Annotated in this window: 13 protein-coding genes, 1 tRNA gene and 1 pseudogene; 13 read left to right on the forward strand and 2 right to left on the reverse strand. The window is 56.2% G+C overall.

Annotated features, from left to right (window positions below; translation table 11 throughout):
• The first annotated feature begins 73 nt into the window (after nt 1-73).
• The 12 genes and pseudogenes from W02_RS17100 to W02_RS17155 all read left to right on the forward strand — a co-directional run bounded on the left by W02_RS17100 (nt 74) and on the right by W02_RS17155 (nt 19,113).
• Entirely contained in the window at nt 74-1,483 is a 1,410-nt protein-coding gene (locus W02_RS17100; RefSeq protein WP_173049858.1) for a sigma-54 dependent transcriptional regulator, read from the forward strand.
• A gap of 560 nt (nt 1,484-2,043) precedes the next feature.
• Nucleotides 2,044-2,919 (forward strand): ComF family protein, encoded by an 876-nt coding sequence (locus tag W02_RS17105; RefSeq protein WP_173049860.1) that lies wholly within the window; start codon nt 2,044-2,046, stop codon nt 2,917-2,919.
• 70 nt (nt 2,920-2,989) lie between these two features.
• Entirely contained in the window at nt 2,990-4,027 is a 1,038-nt protein-coding gene (purM, locus tag W02_RS17110; protein ID WP_173049862.1) for a phosphoribosylformylglycinamidine cyclo-ligase, read from the forward strand.
• Nucleotides 4,028-4,143: 116 nt separating this feature from the next.
• Complete coding sequence (gene purN / locus W02_RS17115; protein WP_197742244.1) at nt 4,144-4,794, forward strand: phosphoribosylglycinamide formyltransferase; 651 nt, start codon at nt 4,144-4,146, stop codon at nt 4,792-4,794.
• Nucleotides 4,795-4,992: 198 nt separating this feature from the next.
• Nucleotides 4,993-5,068, forward strand: a tRNA-Ala gene (locus W02_RS17120).
• A 545-nt stretch (nt 5,069-5,613) separates the two neighbouring features.
• Complete coding sequence (locus W02_RS17125; RefSeq protein ID WP_173049866.1) at nt 5,614-6,993, forward strand: sigma-54 dependent transcriptional regulator; 1,380 nt, start codon at nt 5,614-5,616, stop codon at nt 6,991-6,993.
• 34 nt (nt 6,994-7,027) lie between these two features.
• Nucleotides 7,028-8,578, forward strand: a complete 1,551-nt coding sequence (locus tag W02_RS17130; RefSeq protein WP_173049868.1) for a nitrogen regulation protein NR(II) — start codon at nt 7,028-7,030, stop codon at nt 8,576-8,578.
• Between the two features lie 181 nt (nt 8,579-8,759).
• Nucleotides 8,760-9,146 carry a response regulator gene (locus tag W02_RS17135; RefSeq protein ID WP_173049870.1) on the forward strand — a complete coding sequence of 129 codons (387 nt, stop codon included), beginning with the start codon at nt 8,760-8,762 and terminating at the stop codon, nt 9,144-9,146.
• Between the two features lie 23 nt (nt 9,147-9,169).
• Nucleotides 9,170-10,558 (forward strand): sigma-54-dependent Fis family transcriptional regulator, encoded by a 1,389-nt coding sequence (locus tag W02_RS17140; RefSeq protein WP_173049872.1) that lies wholly within the window; start codon nt 9,170-9,172, stop codon nt 10,556-10,558.
• Nucleotides 10,559-11,487: 929 nt separating this feature from the next.
• Nucleotides 11,488-16,425, forward strand: a complete 4,938-nt coding sequence (locus W02_RS17145) for a multicopper oxidase domain-containing protein (RefSeq protein ID WP_173049874.1) — start codon at nt 11,488-11,490, stop codon at nt 16,423-16,425.
• Between the two features lie 1,030 nt (nt 16,426-17,455).
• A pseudogene (locus tag W02_RS17150) lies at nt 17,456-17,662 on the forward strand (cytochrome c); the annotation flags it as partial.
• 38 nt (nt 17,663-17,700) lie between these two features.
• A complete protein-coding gene (locus tag W02_RS17155; protein ID WP_173049876.1) occupies nt 17,701-19,113 on the forward strand; it encodes a c-type cytochrome in 1,413 nt (470 codons plus the stop codon).
• Between the two features lie 1,833 nt (nt 19,114-20,946).
• Here the strand turns inward: W02_RS17155 and W02_RS17160 are convergent.
• Together W02_RS17160 and W02_RS17165 are read right to left on the reverse strand one after the other, a co-directional pair.
• Nucleotides 20,947-21,489, reverse strand: coding sequence for a Slp family lipoprotein (locus tag W02_RS17160; RefSeq protein WP_173049878.1), 543 nt, complete (start codon nt 21,487-21,489; stop codon nt 20,947-20,949).
• A 98-nt stretch (nt 21,490-21,587) separates the two neighbouring features.
• A complete protein-coding gene (locus W02_RS17165) occupies nt 21,588-21,932 on the reverse strand; it encodes a PepSY domain-containing protein (RefSeq protein WP_173049880.1) in 345 nt (114 codons plus the stop codon).
• A gap of 280 nt (nt 21,933-22,212) precedes the next feature.
• Here W02_RS17165 and W02_RS17170 point away from each other — a divergent pair, with 280 nt between their 5' ends.
• Nucleotides 22,213-22,365: a hypothetical protein gene (locus W02_RS17170; RefSeq protein WP_173049883.1), complete on the forward strand. Its 153-nt coding sequence runs from the start codon at nt 22,213-22,215 to the stop codon at nt 22,363-22,365.
• Nucleotides 22,366-22,815 lie beyond the last annotated feature (450 nt).

Raw genomic sequence — 22,815 nt, forward strand, 5'->3', positions numbered from 1 at the left:
CCACTGCCGGAGGGTGGCCCGTGATGGGCGGACAAGCCGGTGCAGTCAGTTCTTGGCGGAGGGGAAACGACGCATGTCAGCTTCAATTCTAGTCGTGGATGATGAAGAGGCCATTCTGTCCTCGCTGAGCAGCATTTTGCAGGACGAAGGATACGAGGTCGCCACAGCCAAAACGGGAGGGGAAGCGCTGAAGATCTTCACGATGGATCCCCCGGATCTGATGATCTTGGATATCTGGATGCCCGAAATGGACGGGCTCGAGACGCTCCGGCGGGTGCGGGAGCTGGTTCCCACCGCCCAGGTGATGATGATGTCCGGCCACGGGTCGATCGAGACGGCGGTCAAGGCGATCAAACTCGGCGCCTACGACTATATCGAGAAGCCGCTGTCGCTCGAAAATGTGACGCTGCGCGTGAAGCACGCACTGGAGCAGTATCGGTTGGAAGAGGAAAACCGCTCTCTTCGCACCAAAGTCCAGCGGAAGTTCGAGTTGGTCGGACAATCGGCGGCCATGCAGCAGCTTCGGCAATTGATCGAAACGGCCGGCCCCACCAACAGCCGTGTATTGATCGGCGGGGAAAATGGCACGGGCAAGGAATTGGTGGCGCGGGCCATCCATCTTCAAAGCGCGCGGGGCGACCGGCCGTTTGTCGCGGTGAACTGCGCGGCCATTCCCGAGACGCTGATCGAAAGCGAGTTGTTCGGCCACGAGAAAGGATCGTTCAGCGGCGCGACCTCGATGAAGCGCGGGCAGTTCGAGCAGGCCGACGGCGGCACGCTGTTCCTCGATGAAATCGGCGACATGAGCCTCAGCACCCAAGCCAAAGTCCTTCGCGCGTTGCAGGAACAGCAGTTCACCCGGGTGGGCGGGACGAAGCTGATGAAGGTCGACGTTCGGGTCCTCGCCGCTTCGAACAAGGATCTGTTCAAGGAAATCGATAAAGGCGCATTTCGTGAGGATTTATACTATCGCTTGAACGTCGTCCCGATCGAAGTGCCGCCGCTGCGTGAACGGCGGGAAGACATTCCGTTGCTCATACGGCATTTTTTACGCGTACATGCCGAAGAACAAGGGCTTCGGATGAAAGAAATCACACCGGAAGCCATGCATGTGTTCCAGCAGTACGAATGGCCGGGCAATATCAGGGAGCTCAGAAACCTGATCGAACGGCTCATGATCATGGTGCCGGGGTCCGTGATCGACACGCACCAGGCCGCCATGTCGTTACAAGGCCGCCAGCCGGCGGGAGGGGCAGCCGCTTCGAGCATCCCGGCGTCCATGCCTTCCGCCAATCCGGTGCTCTCCCAGACGTTCGATTCGCTTCGCGATGCAAGAAACGCGTTCGAAAAGGACTATATAGGACGCAAGTTGCGGGAGCATCACTGGAACATTTCACGGACCGCCGAGGATCTCAAGATCGAGCGGAGCCACTTGCATCGCAAGATCAAGCTGCTGGATGTCGAAATGAGGCCTGAGAGCTGAGTCGCTTCAGCTCGATGGCCGGAGTCCTGTTGGTCCGCTGTACGCCTCGCCGTCTCTTCGCTCCGCAACTCGTTGCGCTTGGCGCTCCCGCGCGAGCACAGCTTCGGACAATGCTCGCTACCGGCCTTCGGCCGTCGATCCGGCTCGGCTACATCGGGTGCAACAGGGCTCTGATGCCCGCTGAAAGCGACTCAGCTCCCCCTAGAGTTACTGTTGATGGAAATTTCTGGAATTCCACTCGGGCGCGACGTACGTCGCGTACCCTCGGTCAGTTCCAGCTTTCCTGCTCGGCAACGCCACGTGGGACCCCGCTTCTCCGGCGACGGTCGCGAAGAGCCAGGCAGGCTTTGATGTGTGAATTGGGGGGATGGGTCCGTCTCGGCGATATCAGAGCGTTATCGGGACCCTGCTGCTCGTTCGGCCGCTCAGCTTTCCACGAGGAGATGAAAAGTGTAAGAATCTCCCTTCTGGGCCACAGCCAGATTGTTGTTCTTGAAGGATGAAACGTATGTCCAGTGAACTGATTGCATCGACATCACATTCATCAATGACAGTAGACTATGGTGTGGAAACCTCTTTCTGAAGGAACTCGGGTTCGCCATTGCCATCTGAGCTTTGAAGGATGGATCGATGGACTAACTACCTGTCATGACAATAGCCGGATGAATCCAGACGGTAGGACTGCGTACCGTATTCGTATTCACGGGCAGAACAGGCGAGAACTTGCAGTACATGAAGAGCTTGTGAAATGCGATGACGAAAGTCTAATTTTTCTTTCTACGGAACACTTAATCGGACAAGTAATTGAAAGAAAAAGTGAAAATAAGAAGCAGAATGAGCTTTTGACACGCTGGGGTATGCTAATACCTTTGCCATATACAATTTGGGCGCTAGGAGAATATTGCCCTTCTAATCAAAATGATCCGGTCAAATGGGTTAACGACAGTGTGTGGTTTTCCAGTTTCGTAGGTATAGCAATGGATCGATTCTCTCCGAAATTGATTGAACTTCTGGGAGCTAAAGTGCATGTAGCTATTGTTCCATCACATGAGGCAGGTGAATATAATCCTTCCCTCCTAGCCATAGCGAGAGATCTTCAGGCACACGGGCATATTGACGTGAGTTCAAGCTTGGTGCGCTATAAGAGTGTCGAATCTTCTAGAGCCCGTAGACAGTGCGGGGTTCCAGGTAATGATATTGACACCCACTTAGATAGCATCAGGGTGGTAGATGTAACGAGAATTTCGAGAAAGGTAATTTTATTATTGGATAATGTTGTTACGACCGGAACGTCTTTTATCGCTTGCAGGAAGCTCTTGCTCGATGCAGGTGTTGCCGAAGTTGTCTGTTTGGCTTTAGGGAAAAATGGTGGACGAAAGATGCAAGAACCATCGAACACAGGTAGAAAACATTTAGTTATTCGTCGAAGCAAATGATCTACGAGGCTGCCTATTCTCTTCCTCACTGTTGACCCTCGCTACGGGCTCCCACTAAGATACGCGCACCATGACGACCTACCGCGACGCCGGAGTCGATATCGATGCGGGTGACGAATTCGTCCACCGCATCAAGCCCCTGGTTCGATCCACGTTTCGGCCGGAGGTTCTGACAGATCTCGGCGGATTTGGCGGATTGTTCAGGTTGCAATCCAAACAATATGAAGATCCCGTGTTAGTGTCTGGAACCGACGGTGTCGGAACGAAACTCAAGATCGCCTTCCTCATGGACAAGCATGACACAGTTGGAATCGATCTGGTCGCGATGAGTGTGAACGATATTGCAGTGAGCGGAGCCGAACCCTTATTTTTTCTGGACTATTTCGCGACGGGCAAATTGGCAGTTTCCAAGGCCCAGCAGGTCGTCGGGGGCATTGCCGAAGGATGCCGTCAGGCGGGCTGTGCGTTGATTGGGGGTGAAACGGCAGAAATGCCGTCGTTTTATGCGGATGGAGAATACGATCTGGCGGGTTTTGCCGTCGGTGTGGTCGACAAACCTAAGATCATCGACGGGAAGTCCATCGAGCCCGGCGACGTCCTCATCGGGCTCGCATCGTCGGGACTTCATAGCAATGGATATTCGCTGGTCCGCCGGATCCTGTTCGAGAAGGCGAAGCTGTCGGTTGCGAGCAAAGTCCCGGACCTCGATCGTCCGATCGGGGAGATCCTTTTGACCCCGACGAGGATCTATGCCAAGCAGATTCTTGCTCTCGTGAGCGAGTTTCCCATCAAAGGCATCGTGCACATTACCGGCGGCGGCATTACCGAAAATCTTCCTCGAGTGTTTCCTCCCGGCGTCAGAGCCAGAATTCATCGTAAAGTCTGGACCGTTCCTCCGGTCTTCGGCCTCTTGAGCCGTCTTGGGCAGGTGGATCGCGAAGAAATGTACCGAGTATTCAACATGGGCATTGGTCTGATCCTCGTCGTGCCGGCTCCTTCCTCCGCGGGTGTTCTGAAAAAAGCGGCATCCCTCGGCGATCAGGCATGGATCATCGGAGAAATGGTCCCGGCATCCGATGGAACACCGGACGTCGAATATGCCGACTAAACTCTTGGCTCCCAGGATGGACCAGCCGAGCGTTGACGCGGGTTGCTGACAATCTTCCAGAGTCCATTGAGGGAATCATCAACGTGAATGCTCATCCGATCAAACGTGCCCATCCATTGCGTGTGGCGGTCCTCGCGTCGGGTCGGGGATCGAATCTCCAGGCCATCATCGATGCCATCGAGGTCGGAACGGTGCACGCCACGATCGTTGCAGTTATCAGCAACAAGAAAGACTCTGGGGCGCTGGAGCGGGCGAGAAAACATGGTGTGCGCGATCTGTTCGTCGATCCCAAACCGTTCGCCGGACGTCCGGATAGCCGCGAAGTCTATGACCGGGAATTGCTGGAACAATTGAACAAACACGATGTCGAGCTGGTCCTCTTGGCCGGATACATGAAGATTGTCACGGGGGTGCTGGTCAATGCGTATGCGAACCGGATGATGAACATTCACCCATCGCTGCTGCCGTCATTTCCGGGGTTGGACGTTCAAAAGAAGGCGATCGAGTGGGGATGCAAACTCGCCGGCTGCACCGTTCACTTTGTCACGGAAGGCGTAGACGAGGGGCCGATCATCCTGCAAGCGGCGGTTCCCATTCTAGATGACGATACGCCGGAAATCCTCGCCGCGCGAATTTTGGAACAGGAACACAAAATCTATCCGCGCGCCGTGCAACTGTTCGCCGAAGGCCGGCTGCGGGTCGAAGGGCGCCGTGTCACGATAGACCAGGGAACGCCGGTCGGGCAGTCGATCATCAGCGCGTCATAAGAAGCCGGTGTTACGACACGCGACATCGGGATCGCAAACTCAGCTACCGGTAGCGAGTGAACCGGTGCTTGTGTATAATGCGGCAACCGGGAGATACGGGCATCTACCTCCCCGTTTTTCTACTGCGGTCCACGCCAGCGCACTGATGCGCGACACATCCCGCAGGTTCAGTCGCTCGTATTCTCCGGTATTCCAGGTGGGGGGCTAGCTCAGTTGGGAGAGCACTACGTTCGCAACGTAGGGGTCGGGGGTTCAACTCCCCTGCCCTCCACCAAACCAAGCTCGCTCGTGCCGCGTGCTCTTCAGCGCAGTATCGTGATTGCTGCACGCGGATAAAAACCTCCAGAAGTCTTGTCTTATGCTTGCGCGTGCCGTCCGCTCATTATCGCTTTATGGAATTGTGCGGGCGGATAAAAGCCTCCAGTTTTCTCTCTGGGCCGAACCAAGCCCGCTTGTGCCGCGTGCTCTTCAGCGCATTATCGTGATTGCTGCACGCGGATAAAACCTCCAAGAAGTCTTGTCTTACGCTTATGCGTGCCGGCGACTCATCAGGCGAAGCCTCCCTCCCATCTTTATCGTCGACGGATAACCGATAACATTCACTATCAACGCATCGAATGTCCAAGTAGCAGTGGATAGTCCGTATGCACGAGGATTTTTGCCGATTAAATTTAGCCCGGAATAAAACGCAACGTGCATGAGGAGACTACGATATAGATTCGCACGTTGGATTGATTAGGCTGAGCACAAGGCCTTGAAGTGGCATGTTTATTTTCTCCTCTTGTTTTGATATCTGTTGCAGACCTGCCGGAGGTTGTTATGCCGGACGTTGTCAGAAATGTGCTTGTCGTTGATGATGATCATGAGATGCGGGCGTTGCTTCGGGACGTGCTGGAGCAGCATGGCTATACCGTGAGTCTCGCCTCCAATGGACAGGACGCTCTCGTGACCCTCCGTGAGAAAGAATACCCGGTCGTTCTCACCGATCTGCGGATGAAAGGGATGCAGGGGATCGAACTGCTCACACAGATCAAACAATCGTGGCCCGATACCAACGTGATTCTGATGACCGCGTTCGGCAGCGTGGAAACTGCCATTCAGGCCATGAAACAAGGCGCCTATGATTATCTGATGAAGCCGGTGAAGAATGAGGATCTGTCGCGAGCGACCGAGCGCGCGTTCCGTGAAGCGCTGCTCAGAAGCGAGATTCACCGTCTCCGACGGGAAGTGGATAGGGAATACAGCTTCAGTCAAATTCTCGGAAAGAGCAAGGCGATGCGGGAGGTGTTTGACTTGATCCGCCGCGTTGCGAACAGTCCGACCAACATCCTGATCACAGGGGAAAGCGGAACGGGCAAGGAGCTTGTGGCCAAGGCGCTTCACTACAATAGCGAGCGGAAGGACGCTGCCTTCATTCCCGTCAACTGCGCTGCGATTCCAGAGCATTTGCTGGAAAGTGAATTGTTCGGCCACGTGCGCGGCGCCTTCACGGATGCAAGAACGGACAAGCGCGGCCTGTTTGAAGAGGCGGAACGGGGATCTCTTTTTCTCGATGAGATCAGCGAGTTGCCGCACATGCTGCAGGCCAAGCTTCTTCGCGCCATCCAGGAAAAGGAAATCAGGCGCGTAGGTGCGACCAAGTCAACTGCCGTAGATGTCCGGGTCATTGCGGCGACAAATTTGAATCTGGCGGAGGAAGTCAAAGCGAAACGGTTCAGAGGGGACCTATACTACCGTCTCAATGTGATCGAAGTGAAACTTCCACCGCTGCGGGAACGACGTGAAGATATTCCTCTGCTCGTGGATGCATTTTTGAAAAAGTTCGGGCAGGAGCGGGGCAAGGATGTGAAAGGGATGAACGAAGCCACGTTGGCCATCTTGATGGACTATGCGTGGCCGGGAAACGTTCGGGAACTGGAGAATGTCATTGAGCGAGCGGTCACGCTCAGTCGGACAGACAGGATTCTCCCCGACGATCTCCCCGGGACCATCCAAGGAGCACGCGGTGATCGCCGCGTCATTGACGAGGGTGCGGAGAAGATGGTTTCCCTGCATGAAGTGGAAAAGGAGTACATCAAGAAAATTCTCGAAAAGCTGGGCGGCAATAAGTATCAGGCTGCGCAGGTTCTGGGGATCGACCGCAAGACGCTGTACCGAAAGCTTGCAGAGATCGAGGCTGTCCTCCCGCCGGACGAATGACCACCGGCATCGCCGTGTGCTTATGAAGTTCGTCATGGAAAAGGCATTCCCCCGGGGTCCCTGGACGATCCCGGTGTTGATGATCGTCGTCTTTGCGTGTGATCTGGCGGCTCCGCTCGGAGTGGCCGTCGCCATTCTCTACGTCATCCCCCTTCTCTTGACCGTTCATACACCGCGCCAGCGCGACGCATTGTACTATGGTCTCGGTGCAATAGCGCTGCTCTGGACCGCACTGTTCCTGAAACCTGGCGCGTTGTCGCTGCAGTATGCCGTCTTTAATCGAATGTTGGGAACCTTCGTCCTCTGCCTACTCACATGGGGCCTGCTTCAATTGAAGCGGACCCGAGCGGAATTGCTACAGTCCGAAATCAGCAGGACGAAGACGGTGCAGGATTTGCTATTGGAGCGTGCCGGACGATCTCATGCTGAGGCGCTGATGGAAGCGGCTCAGGAAGCACGAGCGCACGCAGAGACTGCTGTCGCGGGGGCGGTGGCAGGCCGTCAGCGGGCCGAAGAACATTTTCTTGTCAGCCAACTCAGGCTCGAAAGCATCATCGATTCTGCCATGGACGCCATCATCACCGTTGATCATGAGCAGAAGATCGTGGTCTTCAATCATGCAGCCGAGCGCATGTTCAAATGTGCGGCCAAGGAAGCTATTGACCGATCGCTCGACAGGTTTATTCCCGCGCACTTCCGTGACGCCCATCGGTCCCATGTGAACAGGTTCGGGCAGTCTGGCGTGACGACCCGAAAAATGGGCCAGTTGGGCACGGTGACCGGTCTCCGAGCGGACGGAGAAGAGTTTCCTATTGAAGCGGCGATTTCGCACGTCACGGTCCAAGGGAGCAAGTTCTTCACCGTCATCCTTCGCGATATCACCGAACGGACGCGCCTGGAGGAACAGCTGCGACGAACCGAGCGGATTGCCGAACTGGGAACCGTGGCTTCAGGGATGGCGCACGAGATTGGGACGCCCATGAACGTGATCCTGGGACGGGCCGAATACCTCTTGGACCGGGTCACCGATGAGCCGGTGAGGAAGGGCTTGCAAACCATTGTCGCTCAGGTCGAGCGGATTACGCGAGTCATGAATCAACTATTGTCGTTTGCGAGAAGAAAACCGCCTCAGCCGCGCTCCCTTCGGCTGCAGGACGTGATTGAGAGCAGTCTTGAAATGTTCCATGAGCGGCTGTCCAGCAAGCGCGTGCAGGTGGAGTTGCAGGTGGATGCCGCCGCCTCTCCGACCATCTCAGGCGACAGCGATCAGATGAGTCAGGTCATGATCAATCTCATTATGAACGCACTTCACGCCATGCCGGAGGGAGGGAAGCTCCGCATCACGCTCGGATTGGAGAAAGGCATGGTAAAGCTCACGATCTCGGACACCGGACACGGAATCTCACACGACATCGTAAAGCAGATTTTCGATCCGTTCTTTACCACAAAAGAATTTGGCAAGGGGACGGGTCTTGGTTTGACCGTGGTCAAGGGAATCATCGAGGAGCACCAGGGCTCGATCGAAGTAGAGAGTGAACCAGGAATCGGGACGACGTTCACCATCCTCTTGCCGAAAAGCCCATAATCTCTGCCGCTCGCTGGGGCATTGTGGGACAGTGCGGCGCATAGGGGTGTAGTCTTTCTCGCCAGCCTCGCGATTGAAATTCCGCCTGCTGCTCGATTGTCCCAAATAATGAGGCCTTCGGTCATAGATTCTCACGGCATGTCCTTTGCCCCTTTGTCGCGTAGGACAGGATCCTCCGGAGATGCCTACAATGGTGGCACAGAAGAAAGCGGTGGTTCTCGTCGTCGAAGACGATAGAGATATGCTCAATCTGCTCTGTGACGCATTCTGGAGCGCCGGATATCAATTACGTGAGGCAAAGGACGGTGACGAAGCCTTGTTGTCGGTTCTGCAATCCGTGCCGGACGTCATCCTCACCGATCTCCGCATGCCTGCCGGAGGAGCCGATTACATCACCCGGTTGCGGACGGTGGCGCCCCACTGCCCCATCGTGGTCATGACGGCGTTCGGCGAACCCGGCTTGCAAGCACAAGTCCTGCGTGCCGGAGCGACGGCGTATTTCGACAAACCTGTCCGAATTTCTGATCTCAAGCTGAGGATTGACGCCTTGCTGACCGATCACCAGTGACGCTGCGACGAAAGGGATCTGCAATGAACGAATCTTCATCACGGGATGCGTGTTTGCAGCAGGATCCTGTCCTGATGGTTCGCATTGAGACGATCAGCCAGCTGGGCGCGGTCCTCTCCGATCGGATCGCGATCATGGACCGTCAGTTCAACATCACATACATGAACGGCCCTGCCGAAAGCGGGGCATTCGAAGAGTTGAAAGAAGTCAAGCTGGGGAAGTGCTACGAAACGTTTACACGGAGGCTGGAACCTTGCGAATCGTGTCCAGCTGTTAGGATGTTTGATCACCGCGACCCTCGCTCGGGGTGCTGTGACGTCACGCTAGAGCGCGCCGCTTGCGGTTTATACCAGGCCTTTCCGCTCCTCACGGGGCAAGGACAAGTTGGTTCTATGCTGGCTCTGTTCGAGCCTCGATCCGGAAAACCCTCCATCGGCCCGGCATCCAAATCGAGGCCGGTCTCTCCCGGTATGGCGGGGGAGTCTCTGGGAAAGCTCATCGGCCGGAGCGACGTTATGCAGAGGATGTTCGACCTGATCCGTGTGGTCGCAGACACTTCTGCGACCGTCCTGATCGAAGGGGAAAGCGGGACCGGCAAAGAACTGGTGGCCAGGACGATACACGAGTCGAGTCCCAGGGCAGGGAAGCCATTCGTGGTGGTTGACTGCGGATCGCTACCGGAAACCTTGCTGGAGAGCGAGCTGTTCGGCCATGTCAAGGGGGCCTTCACCGGAGCGGTGGCCAACAAGCGGGGCCTATTCGAAGAGGCAGACGGCGGCACTATTTTTCTCGATGAGCTTGCAGACACTTCTCCGGTCTTCCAAGCCAAGCTGCTTCGGGTGCTTCAAGAGGGCGAGATCAAGCCGGTCGGCGGGATGCGCCCAGTTAAGATCGACGTGCGAATCGTCTCAGCGACAAACCGGGACTTGGTCCCCCTCGTCAAAGCCAAACGATTCCGTCAAGATCTCTATTATCGATTGGCGGTTCTGCCGCTGTGCGTTCCGCCACTTCGAGATCGGCGGGAGGACATTCCGTTGCTGGTGAATCATTTTTTGGAAGAATCCTCCAGACGGCACTGGAAGCCGGTAGCGAGGGTGTCGCCGCAGGTATTGCGCATGCTCACTGATGCCGCTTGGCCGGGGAATGTGCGTGAACTTCAACATTATATTGAAAGGGCCGTCGTGACGGCGCCGGACGACCTCCAAGTCTGTTCCAATGCATCCATCACGCTACCGGCTTCGTCGCTGCGTGATCTCCGGTCTAAAACGCGCGAAACCGTGAAGGAGGTTGAGCGGGCATGCATTCTCCAAGCACTCGATAGTACACAAGGGAATCGGACCAAAGCAGCAAAGCTGCTCAAAATCAGTCGGGCCAGCCTCTATAATAAGCTGCGATTTCACTGCATCTCCTAGCAGGCTGTTGACAAAGTCCGCCAGCGGCGTTCTCGCGGGACACAGCCGCCTCACTATCTCGGCGGCGTTCACAGGCGTGCCGTGCCTTATTCGGCACGGCGTGAACCTCAGAGGCTCAACGTACGGGACGGGAACACGACTGTTCCCACAGCAGTGGGCGGGCGGGTGAGACCTGGGTAAGAGCGGCCTTGGCCGCTTGGGGCGGGCGGGTGAGAACGGCTACGCTTCGCCTCCAAGACACTGGGCGCTCATCGACTCGCGCCCGTCCGCAAACGTGGCGCTCATTATTCTTCGCGCCGCGGACCTCGCTGCGGCCTTGAGGGAAACCGACGCGTCTTGGCGCGTCGGGGCGGGTGGGTGAGAAAAGACGCCTTTCTGAACAGCCTGCAGGGCAGGCTAATGACGCCGTGACCTCAGACACGACTCCATTTCCGAGGGCATCACGTAGTTTGTCAACACATTGCTAGTCCACCACTGTCCCGTTCTGCCTCATTGTCTCTGAGACGGTGTCTACGCCGTTGGACACCGAGAAGTCCTCGAATCATGCGGAGTTCCCGTTTCTGGGTCATGTCGCGTTGTCCAAAACATTGGACAATGCTTTTTGCGGTTCGTTTCTGACCCTGCACCACCTTCATCGTAACTCTCATTCGAGCCTGAGGAATTTTGGTTTTGTGCCTGCACGAATGCGCGTGGCCCGCGATTTGCGCTAGCTCGTGGTTGCCGGCGGGGGCACGGGTGATTAGGACCGGCCTCCGAATAACCCGATCCTTCATGAGAAGAACCCCCGCCGGTTCTAAATCGCCTGATGGGATGAGTTGAGCGTACGGCCGGTATTCGCGAGAGCCTAACGGCACAGACATCAGCCAATCCATACAAGTGTCAACAATCCGAACCGCCCTATTCAGGGCATTATGACAGGAGGCCGTACGATGAAGGATGTTCGTGTTCACCATAAGCGAAGACGACGACGCGGATCCGCTCTGCTGTTGCAGAGCATTCTGCTCGTGGGGTGTTTGGTGATTACATCGGGACTACAGGCCGCAGGTCCCGGCGAAGCATCGCACAGCGAACATGCGAGTCCTGTCTCACTGCCAGGCTGGACTCAGCAGTTGAAAGGACAAACAGTCGTCGAGGATACCATCGAGGGCCGTCCTGAGCGTTCAGAAAAAATGGAACTGCAGCATCATCGTCTGATGCGGCGGCTCGAAGAACAAGCTCAAAAAGACGCCCAGGCGCAACAGACATCCGGTGCCTTCAACAATATGTCCATGATGCACCAGTACATGGGACAGGACGGCAGCAGTTTCCTGCTCATGACAGATACGAAGAAGGGCGAGCCGGTTCTCTCGTCCGGGGGGAGATGTCCGTCCAATGCACCGCAGAAGATTTACGACGTCTCGATGATCAATATCGAGATCACGTTGAACCGCTGGCTCGACTATTATCCCGGGTATATGTACGTGTTGACCGAGGACGTCGCCAAGGCACGGGCGGAAGAAACCGCGAACAAGGAGTCACGTGAAAAAGACGGATTTGATCCCGGTGCAGTCAGCACCGGTTTACAGGGCGATGTGATCCAGCCGTTGGTACTCCGTGCCAATCAGGGAGACTGTGTCAAGATGACGCTCCGCAATCAGATGGAGGGCGAGGACGGGAGCCTGTTCATTCAAGCGTCCAGCATGATCGTGAGCGCAACCGGGAAGCCGGCGACGACTACCAATCCCGACTCGATCATATCGCCCGGCAAGGCGCAGGAATTTGAATGGTATATCCATCCGCACATGCAGGAAGGTGTCCGGCAGTTCCACTCTTACAGCCATGACCGCGAGCTGACCGTCATGGGTCTCTTCGGCGCGTTCATCGTCGAACCGAAGGGTTCGATGTACTACGACTCGCTGGGCACCGGGCCCGACAAAGCTGTGCAGACCGGGTGGCAGGTGAATATCGACAACGGGTCCGGGCCGGACTTTCGCGAGTTTGTGCTCTTCTATCATGAGATCGGCGATGAAGCGTTTCGTCCGTTGAACAAGAAGGGCGACTTCCTGCCGCAACGCGATCCTTTGACGGACGCCTACCGACCTGGAGGCCGCGCGATCAATTACCGCAGCGAGCCTTTTGGGATCGATGAAATGCATCTGCAGCACGAATATTTTGGGTTCGAAGACGAGTCCCTGGCCTATAGTTCGTATACTTTCGGCGACACGCCGACCACGATTGCCCGCGGTTATCTGGGAGATCCGGTCAAATGGCGGCTGGTGCACGGAGGATCCGAGGTGTTCCATTCCCACCATCCCCACAGCGGATCGATCCGCTGGCAGCGGAGCCCCGGCACGGAGCCCAACAATATGTGGGCGATGGGGCAGGACGGTCCGGTGAAGTATCCGGTCGTGCGGACGAAGTCCGACCGAGTGGACGTGGAAGTCATCGGCCCGTCGGAAGCGTTGGATCTGGAGCCTGAGTGCGGTGGGGGCGGCTGTCAACATTTGGCCGGCGAATTTCTTTACCATTGCCATGTCGCCCACCATTATGTAGCGGGGATGTGGGGCTACGGACGATTCTATAATACGCTCCAGGTCGGAGCGGCCCACACGGATACGATGCCGGATCTACAAGAGCTGCCGGACCGGAAGGGTCGTATGAAGCAAGGCGTTTCGTCCGACAAGCTCATCGGGACCACCGTCGATTGGTTCGGCAAGACGTTCAAGATCGTCGACAAGAACCAGAAGACCAACTGGAAATCCGATCCGGTCATCGTGAACATCAAGGATTGGGTCGAGATGTTCGTGCCGGCTCAGGGGCAACCGGGCCATACGAACGACGAGAAGGGCCAGATCATGGCCTATGACTCGACAGTGTGGGACTGGAAGTGGGACGGCAACATCGCCCGCGGCGAACGGGAAAGCACCGCGCAGAATCCCAAGTATCGATGGGCGGCCAAGTGGGACGACAGCACCAGACCCGCGATCTTATTCGATCCGACCACGGGCAAGATGGCCTGGCCGCTCTTCAAGCCGCATTTCGGCAAGCGCGTGCCGTTCTCAGCCAACCATAGCGGGGCACCGTGGCTTGAGCCGATCCATCAGGAAGCGAACGGTGAACGAACCTCCGAGCCGGCGAAGCCGGGTGAGCAGGGCCGTTGGAGCCTTTGTCCCGAAAATGCCAATCAGAAGTTCTTTAATATTCACTTTACGCGCATGCCGATCACGCTGGCCAAGAAGCAGGGGAAAGAGCCGGCCATTACGGACAAGGATGGGTTGATCTATGTGCTGCACGAAGAAGAGCGCCTCATACGGGCGAACGATGACCTGAAGCTTCCGGCGGTCATTCGTGCCAACGTGTATGACTGCGTGGACCTCATACTCACGAGCGAGTGGGACGACGATGATTACACCAACTTTCAGTCGTCCAAGATCAATATCCATCCCCACTTCTTCCAGTTCGACACGGGGAATTCGGATGGAGTGATCTCCGGCTTCGAGTATGAGATGTCCGTCCGCCCATTTACGATGTGGGGGAAGGGAAAGAAACACGGGATGCCGGCGCCGATGGTCGCCAAGCTCGTCGGAGGGGCGAAAGCGGGAGCCAAGAGCATCAAGATTCAAATGGCACCGGGCGCCTCGCCGTTCCACGTGAACACCGAGGTCATGGTCGGCATGGATTGTTTGGAGCGGGGTCACGACGCGACTGCCTCATTGCCGCGTGACAAGAGCTGCTCAGAGGTCGCCCGCATCAAGGACATCAAGGGCGATCAGGTGACGTTTTTCAAGCCGTTGAAGCACAATCATCCGGCCAACGATCTTGTGTCGCCGGAGTTCGTCCGTTATCGGTGGTGGGTGGACGTGGACATGGGAACCGTGTTTTGGCATGACCACGCGTTCGGGGCGACGACCTGGCCGCATGGCGGATTCGGCGTGACACTGGTCGAGCCGTTCGGATCCACCTACCACGATCCGAAAAACGGTAAGTTGGTGTACAGCGGCCCTATCGCCGATATTCATAGCAACGAGCCGATTGGGGCCGGGGTCAGCGGCAGTTTCCGTGAATTGATGGTCTCCATCCACGACACGGTGCCGCACACCGTCAATGTCATTGAAGCCGGCAATCCCCCGGGGCAGCCGGTCGAAGTGGCGTTAGAGGCGGGCAAGACGGTGTCGTTCCAGATGCCCGACAAGATTTTAAACGCACCGAACAAGTATCTGAATGGGGGCACGCATACGACCGGCAGCGGGTTCAACTTCCGCGCGGAGCCGTTTGCGCAGCGCCTGTCGAACAATCCGGATACATCGAAGCTGTTCAGCAGCATGGTCCATGGGGATCCCGACACGCCGTTGTTGCGGGCGTATACGGGCGACACCATGGTATTCCGGCTGTTGCATCAGCTGATGAATGAGTCGCACGTGTGGACCATCTCCGGCCATACCTTCCTGACGGAGCGGTACGCGGCGGATGCCAATCGGAAGAACTCGATTCACGTCGGGATCGCCGAACGATACGATCTCGTGACCAAGGCGGGTGGATTCCAGGGCATGCCGGGCGACTACATCCACTTCAACGGCCGGACGTCGCATTTCGCCGAAGGCGGATGGGGTATCGTGCGCGTCCTCGACAAGCCGGTAGCGGATCTTATGCCGCTTCCTCGCGGGACCAATCCACTGGGCATTCCGGCGACGCCGAGTTCCGTGTGTCCGGCCGATGCGCCGATCAAGACCTTCAACGTCGTGGCGTTGGACCGCCCAATGAAACTGAATCCAAAAACGCCGGATGTGATTGAGGTGGACTTCGAGCGAAAGATCGAAATGACTATGCCGGAAGGCAAGATCTTTGCGCTTGAAGAGGAGGCCATGACGGTAGCGAGCGGGGGAACGCCGAGCCCGCTGACGCTACGGGTCAACCTTGGCGACTGCGTCAAGGTCATTCTGAAAAACAAAATGAAGGGCAGCCGGGCGTCTTTCTTTGCCCCTGGATTAGCCTTCGATCCGAAGGACAGTCAGGGCCTGAACGTCGGCAACAATGGTGGCGATCAGACGATCGGTCCCGGTGAGAGCCGCACCTATAGGTACTATGCGCATCCAGCCAACAAGGAGACGACCTCACTGGTGTGGGACGGCGGGAATATCGTCGTGAATCCGCGCAATGGATTGTACGGAGCGGTCATTGTGGGCCCCAAGGGGTCACAATACCGCGATCCCGTAACCGGTGCAGACATTTCACAGAAGAATTCATGGCGGGCGGACGTCATCGTTGACGCCAGCCTGCCGGAGAACGTGGGCAAGCGGAACTATCGCGATGTGGCCCTCTTCTTCCAAGACGAGGATAACATCATCGGGACCTCGTTCATGCCTTATGTACAGAACGTCGCGGGATTGACGAGCGTCAACTACCGCGCCGAACCGTACAAGTTCCGGGAGGAACAAGGCTGCTCCTTGGGGAGAATCTTCCAGCCTTGCGTGGTGGACAAACCGGAAGATCCTTTCACGCCGCTGATCGAAGCGCACGCGGGTGATCCGGTTCGTATCCATGTACTCGGTGCCAATAGCGAGCAGAATGGGATGTTCGGTGTCGAAGGACACGAATGGCCGATCGAACCGTACATGCCGGGCGCCGATATGATCAGCGTCGTCGAATACGCCGGGTCTGAGGTGCTCGACGTATTCATCCGGGGCGGGGCCGGAGGACCCTATCGTCAAGCCGGAGACTTCGTCTGGTCGAATAACCGACTGCCGTATGCGCAATCGGGACAGTGGGGTTACCTCCGTGTATTGCCGACGGACGATACACGGATACAGTCGTTGGGTGCTTCGGGCTCCGCGCTCAAGCGCGCGGGACAGGACCAGCAGCCTCAAGCGAGTCCGACGGCGATGAAGTAATGGGAACGGGAGGTGCGGGATGTGTAGGTCCCGCGCCTCCCGCGACCATTGTGACCGAAAGAGAGGGGAGTCGTCGAATAAACTTCCCAAGGGAAACGCATCGTAATGCAGCGGAGCGCCGAATGGCCTGTGAAAGAGGAGACAGCCGATGTTTTCCCTTGGTCATTGTTGATGGGGAGCGACGGAGTCCCGAAAAACCTGCTGCACGATCCTCTCACTATTGGCAGCTGCCAATAGTGCATGCTGAAAATAGAGAGGTCCCAGAGCCTATGTAGAATGTGCTGGAAGGCGACTTCTCAGACACTGCCACCCTCGCCTCCTATGGTTTCCACCACCAGGAATTTTTACCGGTGTGTTCTGACACTATCAGTATTCAGGATTCGACAGCGCGCCAGTTCATGATTTCAACAGCATGTGGCTCAACCTCTGGAAAGTACTCCGGAGACCGTCGTTCTTTTGTGATCCAGCCGCGCAAGAAAATCAGGCATCAATGTCGCTTTCTGCGACAACCGTGACCTTCTGTTTGAGGCAAGGCTCCCCCCTTCGTTGATGCGTGATTGAGAGCCTTCATCCAAACTCTTTGATTTCCCTTTCGTCGTCCTCTGATCTCCCTCTGAGGTGTCCATCTTGCAACTGATGACGATCATCGTCTTGCTGGCGATCGGTTCCTGGCTTTGGCCGTTGTGACCGGAGCGCAGGAGGAAGATCTGGCAGTGGTGAACGCGGCATTGGCGCCGTGGGCCGAGGTTTGATTATTGCCCGCTACTCGGGGTGCCACAGCCCGGACGTATCGCTCAACAACGATTGTCTCGTGCGCGCTGGGAAGCCACCATCGAGAGGATGATCCACTGGGGGCTGAGGTCTCATCCGAGTAAGGCCGACCTCCCCGTCCGATACCTTTCCGCGAGGTATCATGCCGGAGCGCCCGATCAGCTGGCGCCGCTCGATAGTGAATTGGGAAGGGCAGAACCACTGACTCATGAATCAGCACCAAAGGGGCCAGTGACCGGCGTGGCAGCGAGAGGCGCAGGGTCTGTTTGAACATAATTGCCAGGCTTGCCATGGCGCAGGAGCCGTGGGTGGGATGGGGCCTAAGTTGACGAAGAACCCGATTCTCAAACACGAAGATCGCTTTCGGGAAACAGTGCTGCACGGTCGGAGTCCCATGCCTGCGTGGGATCCGGTGTTGAGTGAACAGGACATTGCCGACGTTCATGCCTGGTTATCGATCAAGTAACTGTCGATGAAGTCACGGCGGACGAAAGGAGCGGTGCTATGGAAATGAAGCGTAGAGTCATGCTCGGAGGAGCGGTCGTCGCCCTGATGGGCTTGATGGCCGTCCCTCGTCTGTTGCTGGGTAGCGAGCAGCAGACGAGGGCGAAGGAATTGATCCAGCAGGCCTGCGTGTCCTGTCACCGGCTGGAGGGACATGCGGAGTCGAGGTTCAATCTCCGGGCGCCGGATCTTATTTGGGCGGGAAGCAAGTATCAACGCCCATGGCTCATCCGATGGCTCACCGGCAAAGAATCGCCGCTGTATGCGAAGGGATATCGATGGGACCTTAGCGAGGGTCCGGTCAAACATCCGGTCGTGACCGAACCTGAGGCGAATGCCATCGCCGACTACTTTGAGAGGAATAACAAAGATCCTCGGGTGAAGGTCGGCACATTCGACCTGTCGAAGGTCAGCAAGTTCGACGTCTCATTCGGCGGTATAGCCTATAAAGGCCATGCCTGCCTCGGCTGCCATACGATCGAAGAAAACGGGAAACTCATCGGCGGTCCGCAGAGCACCGCCCTCCAGAATGCGGGCCAGCGGTACAACATGGACTGGCTCTACCGGTTTGGGCAGAATCCGCAAAACTTTATCACTCATACCGGAGAATTCTTGGCCGATGCGACGGATCCGCAACTGCGGGCGGTGATCGGATACCTCGCGGCGCAGGGCGTCAAGGACTTCAAGTACTACGAGCCCTGGACGAGTCAGGAGTTTACGAACGCGAGCGTCGATCGAGGCACGGCGCTGTACAAAGAGTATTGCGCCCAGTGCCACGGATTCAGCGGCAAGGGCGACGGTCCGGCGGCTTCTGGTCTGGAGCCAAAACCGGCGATTCACGCCAACATGCCGTTTGACAAGCTGCCGATCGAATACGTCTACAACGTCATCAATCACGGCGGTGCGGCGATGGGCAAGTCTCCGAGCATGCCCTATTGGAACCTGACGATCGGCCAGCAGGGTGTGGCCGACGTGATTGCCTATCTCAAGGTCACATTCAAGGGCGCGCCCGAAGCGTCTGCCGCTGTGCCAAGCGGCGGGCCATTGGGCGTTTGTCCTCAGCCCCGCAAGACGGTCAAAGCTCCGGGAGAATTCATTTCGAGGGGAAATCCCTTGCCGCCTTCTGCGGATATGGTCGAGGCAGGGAAGGCGCTCTTTTTACAGAGCGCCCAGCCGGTGGCTTGTGCCTTGTGTCACGGGAATCAAGGCGACGGGCAGGGTGTCATGGGCGCGGCCCTGGTCCCGCAGCCAAGAAATTTCACGTGCGGGTCGATGATGAAGGATCTGCCGGACGGGCAGCTCTTTTGGATCATCAAGAACGGTTCACCCGGCACCGGCATGATGTCCTTCGCCGGACTGCCCGACGACCAGGTCTGGCAGCTCGTCCACTACATCCGAACGTTGGCTCGTTAAGGAGGGTGTCATGAAATCGACGATCCCATCGGTGCTGTTGATTGCGGCCGTGTCGCGCTGACCGCCGGCTGTCCGCCGGAACAGCGATGATGGCAGGATCAACCGATTGTGCGATGGATTGTACGGAGGGCATTGCGGTATTCGAACCCCATCTTCCGGAAGGGATACGGATTAAGCGGTTTAAGGGGCACCACGACATTGACAATACGGACGCGAACAGAATTAAGAAAAGGATATTTGAGTGGCCAACCCCGAAGATAATCGGCATCCTCCTGCCTTAGTCCGCATTCCTGCCCTTCCGATTCTTGGATAACACCGTTTTCTGTGATTGACCGGCAGGCTTTGCCGAAATTGAACGAGAGCGGGTTCCTTGTCCGAATCCAATGCTCGCCAGCGACGAAACTTCTTTGCGGATGTGTTCAATTGGAATTGGAGTCTCCACGAGATTCGGATCGGACAGCCCTAAAAGTTCCCAGCGAATCTTGGGGCGATAGGATCCCCTGACTTTTTTCCGACTAGGATTCCCTGTAGGCCATCCACTGGGAGTGTTCATCTATGTTTCCTCAGTATTCTTCCCATTCCGTAGCAGGTGCACGGTGCTATTACTACCCAGCACAGGCGACGTTGAGGCCTGACGTACGGATGTTTGAAAGGGAGTGACGGAACTCGGAGAGAACGTACACTCTATCACATCAATGATGTGGGGGCAACTGCTCTACTGGTTCACTTCAGCGCCATCCGTGTGCTCCATCAATTATCTGAAAGGAGGGTCTGACTCTTCGCGCTTTCGATCGTCACGAGTGGCAGCACTGTGCAATTGTGCACGGTCGCCATGAATAATCTTCGCTCACATCCAGAGTTTTTCTTCCGAAGTGAGAGGATCCTATTCCATGAGACCATGGGAAGAAAAAACCATGGCAGCCCACGGCGCTTAGCCTATCCACATCCTCAAGGCATTCGTTCTTCGAAGAGAAGCTTTCTGGCGAGTACCTTGCTTTGTGTATGATAATCGAGGTGTCCAGGGTGCTTGATATGGTACCTGATAATCATGTGCACGCTCCGATGCCATCCATCGTCGCTCGTTTGTCACAAGGTCGAGGCCTCGTGATTCAGACCCATCGCCGTTATCACGCTCTGTGCGAAGTTTCGATTGTGCCCAACTGACAGCGTGAGATGAACAGCCTTTGGCAAGCGTGTGCCCAACGTATCAAAGAGGTCGCGCCATGGGAACAAGCCGGCATCCTGCTCTATCTTTCCGATGAAGACGGGTTTTGCATCTCCCGGCTGGACACCAGGACAAAATGAACAGCAGGCTCATCTCTATCAACAAGGAAGGCGGTCGGCAGGGCCGGGCACTTGATGATTCACCGAGCAGTTCGTGGAGGAGACCCGCATGGGCATCGGTCTATGAAGCATGATCCTCAAGCGGAACCCGGCTGAACGACCGGTTGTGAACTGTAGAGGGTAACACCCCTTCTTGACTCTGATAAGGATCCTGCTCGAGTTCAGACACTTGTGTTTTCTTGCAGCAAGGGCACTACGTGCGGGCGCTGAACATGCGGCGTATCTGCGGGCGGATCTCCGTCTCGAACAGATCGGCGACCTGTTACGGACCGATCTCGATGGTCTCTTCACGTCTTCTTCTTCTTCTTGTGTGTCAGAAGAAATCCGATCGCACACCTAGTTTCTTCATGGTAACCCGAGCCGCTTCGTCATAAGTCACGAGTAATGGATCTAATCAGGCGCGTACGGGCGGGGATGCTATGGTCGTGGTATCGCCCACGAGATGGAGCAAGGCGTTTTCGTCACAAGAGGCGGCCTTTGCCGGTCCGGCTAATTGCAGAAGGTCTGTTCTTCCAGCGGATAGTATCCGCCTCCGGCTTCGAATGGGAAACTGGCAAGGCTGCGTCCCTGGTTTTTCCAGAGATGAATGCAGATCGCCTCTAGATACGGTTCAGTTCTCGGCACATCATCGATTGTTAGCCTTTTGGCCCCTTCGGTTTTTCCAATCACGATAAAGGAGTTGCCCGGCTGTATCCAGGCAGCATCAAGAACCTTGTTGAAGTAGATAGTAAACATGGCCGACGCCCTGCCGGTCTTCCTGCCAGGCCCATACCGGGGATGTTGGACAATAGGTGCTCGATCTGCCAGGATCACGACCCCTCCGGATTGTCGCTCCGCTTGCAAAATCATTCCGCCTAATTGAACCTTTTGAGGCGCTTCGGTTGAATACGGTCCCTCATACGCCTTGTCCTTCCAGTCTTGAAAGTCGAAATTGACTACCTCAATATCTCTGGTGATTGCAGGTGGGAACATCGGGGTCGCGCTACAGGCGGCTCCTATCAGACAGATGACACCCAAGGTCAAGGTACGCATAGCTTTCAACTTGATTTCAAGATATTCGGCTGGATGTGTTGAACGTTGGCCTCATGCACGTTGCCCTGACAGTGGGGCCTGGCAACCTGAAAGTCAGATCAGAGCGGCGATTGAAGAGGATCAAACACGAAATCCTCACTTGTTCTTGAAAAACCAGCATCCAACACCGCTTCTTTAGAAGGCTCGATTGTGAAGATTTCCGCCTTCGCTCCTAGAACATTGCCGGAGACCCCGTCAACATACACCTTCACGCGGCGCCCGGCCGCAAAGAGTTTGATTCTCCACACTACACGGTGATCCACTTCTTTCAGCTTCACATCGTAGACACTCCCGCCAATCCGCGACACCGCCACCTGAATGGCCTGATCAATCGTAAGCGAACATGCGCTTATAAGCTTTACGTCTCGCTTCGCCCGCATGAGTCTCTCGTAGTCATAGTTCATAACATGCCCTTCCTTCCCGCTGTGAAGAAATGCCGGCACTTAGAGATGTTGTTTCCTTCCACGAGGCATCGATTTAATTGGAATGAGTGTGTGTTGGGGTGAAGAAGTCTAGTGGGGATGATTAAAAAGTTCCAGTCCCAAAACTGCCACCGCGGATGCCCTCTCGAGGTTTACTAGTCGCCTTCGGTGTCTCTCCTTTTCAGAAGCTACGTTCTTGTAACAGAGGGAGAACCAGGCTGTAACACGCTGCCGTTACAGTATGAGCCTGGAGGAGGCAGATATGGGAAAACATGACACATGGGAGAGCGAATCCGCGCATCGGCGCACATTGTTTCAGGCGGCCTTGTTGGGAGACCAAGAGGCTCAACTGGAGTTGGAACGGGAATATCATGTCCGGATTTCGAGTGGCGCAAGGGAGATATCGCAAGAGTGAGAGGCTTCCCAGCATGCGTGACTATCGGCCGATTCATTTGATCGAACGAACCATTGACCACATTCGGCTAACCCACTGGCCTTTTCGAGGTTCCTGGAGAAGGTCTGCACGGAAGGCACGACGAGGGTTTGAGCAGATGAGGTGGTCGAGAAAAGCCGCCACAGTCTTATTGATTCCAAAGGGTAAGGCCTCCGCCAGGACAATGGACGGACCTCCAGCTGCGTGAAGCAGTTCGACCTCTGCCATCCTTTTCTTTAAAGAATTCTGGAAGACTAGGGGATCACATCAGGTGCTTATTAGACGCCGGCATCGGACTCATTTATTCGGCGGCCGCTGTCTCGAAGAATCCGCATTGCTTCTTTCAGCTTCTCCGGGTCGGAATGTTTGAAGCGCGTATTTCTGACTTTGGGCCAGTCTAGAATGCACCCGAATGTTTCCTCGGACACCGTG

Source organism: Nitrospira sp. KM1 (assembly GCF_011405515.1).
Taxonomy (GTDB): domain Bacteria; phylum Nitrospirota; class Nitrospiria; order Nitrospirales; family Nitrospiraceae; genus Nitrospira_C.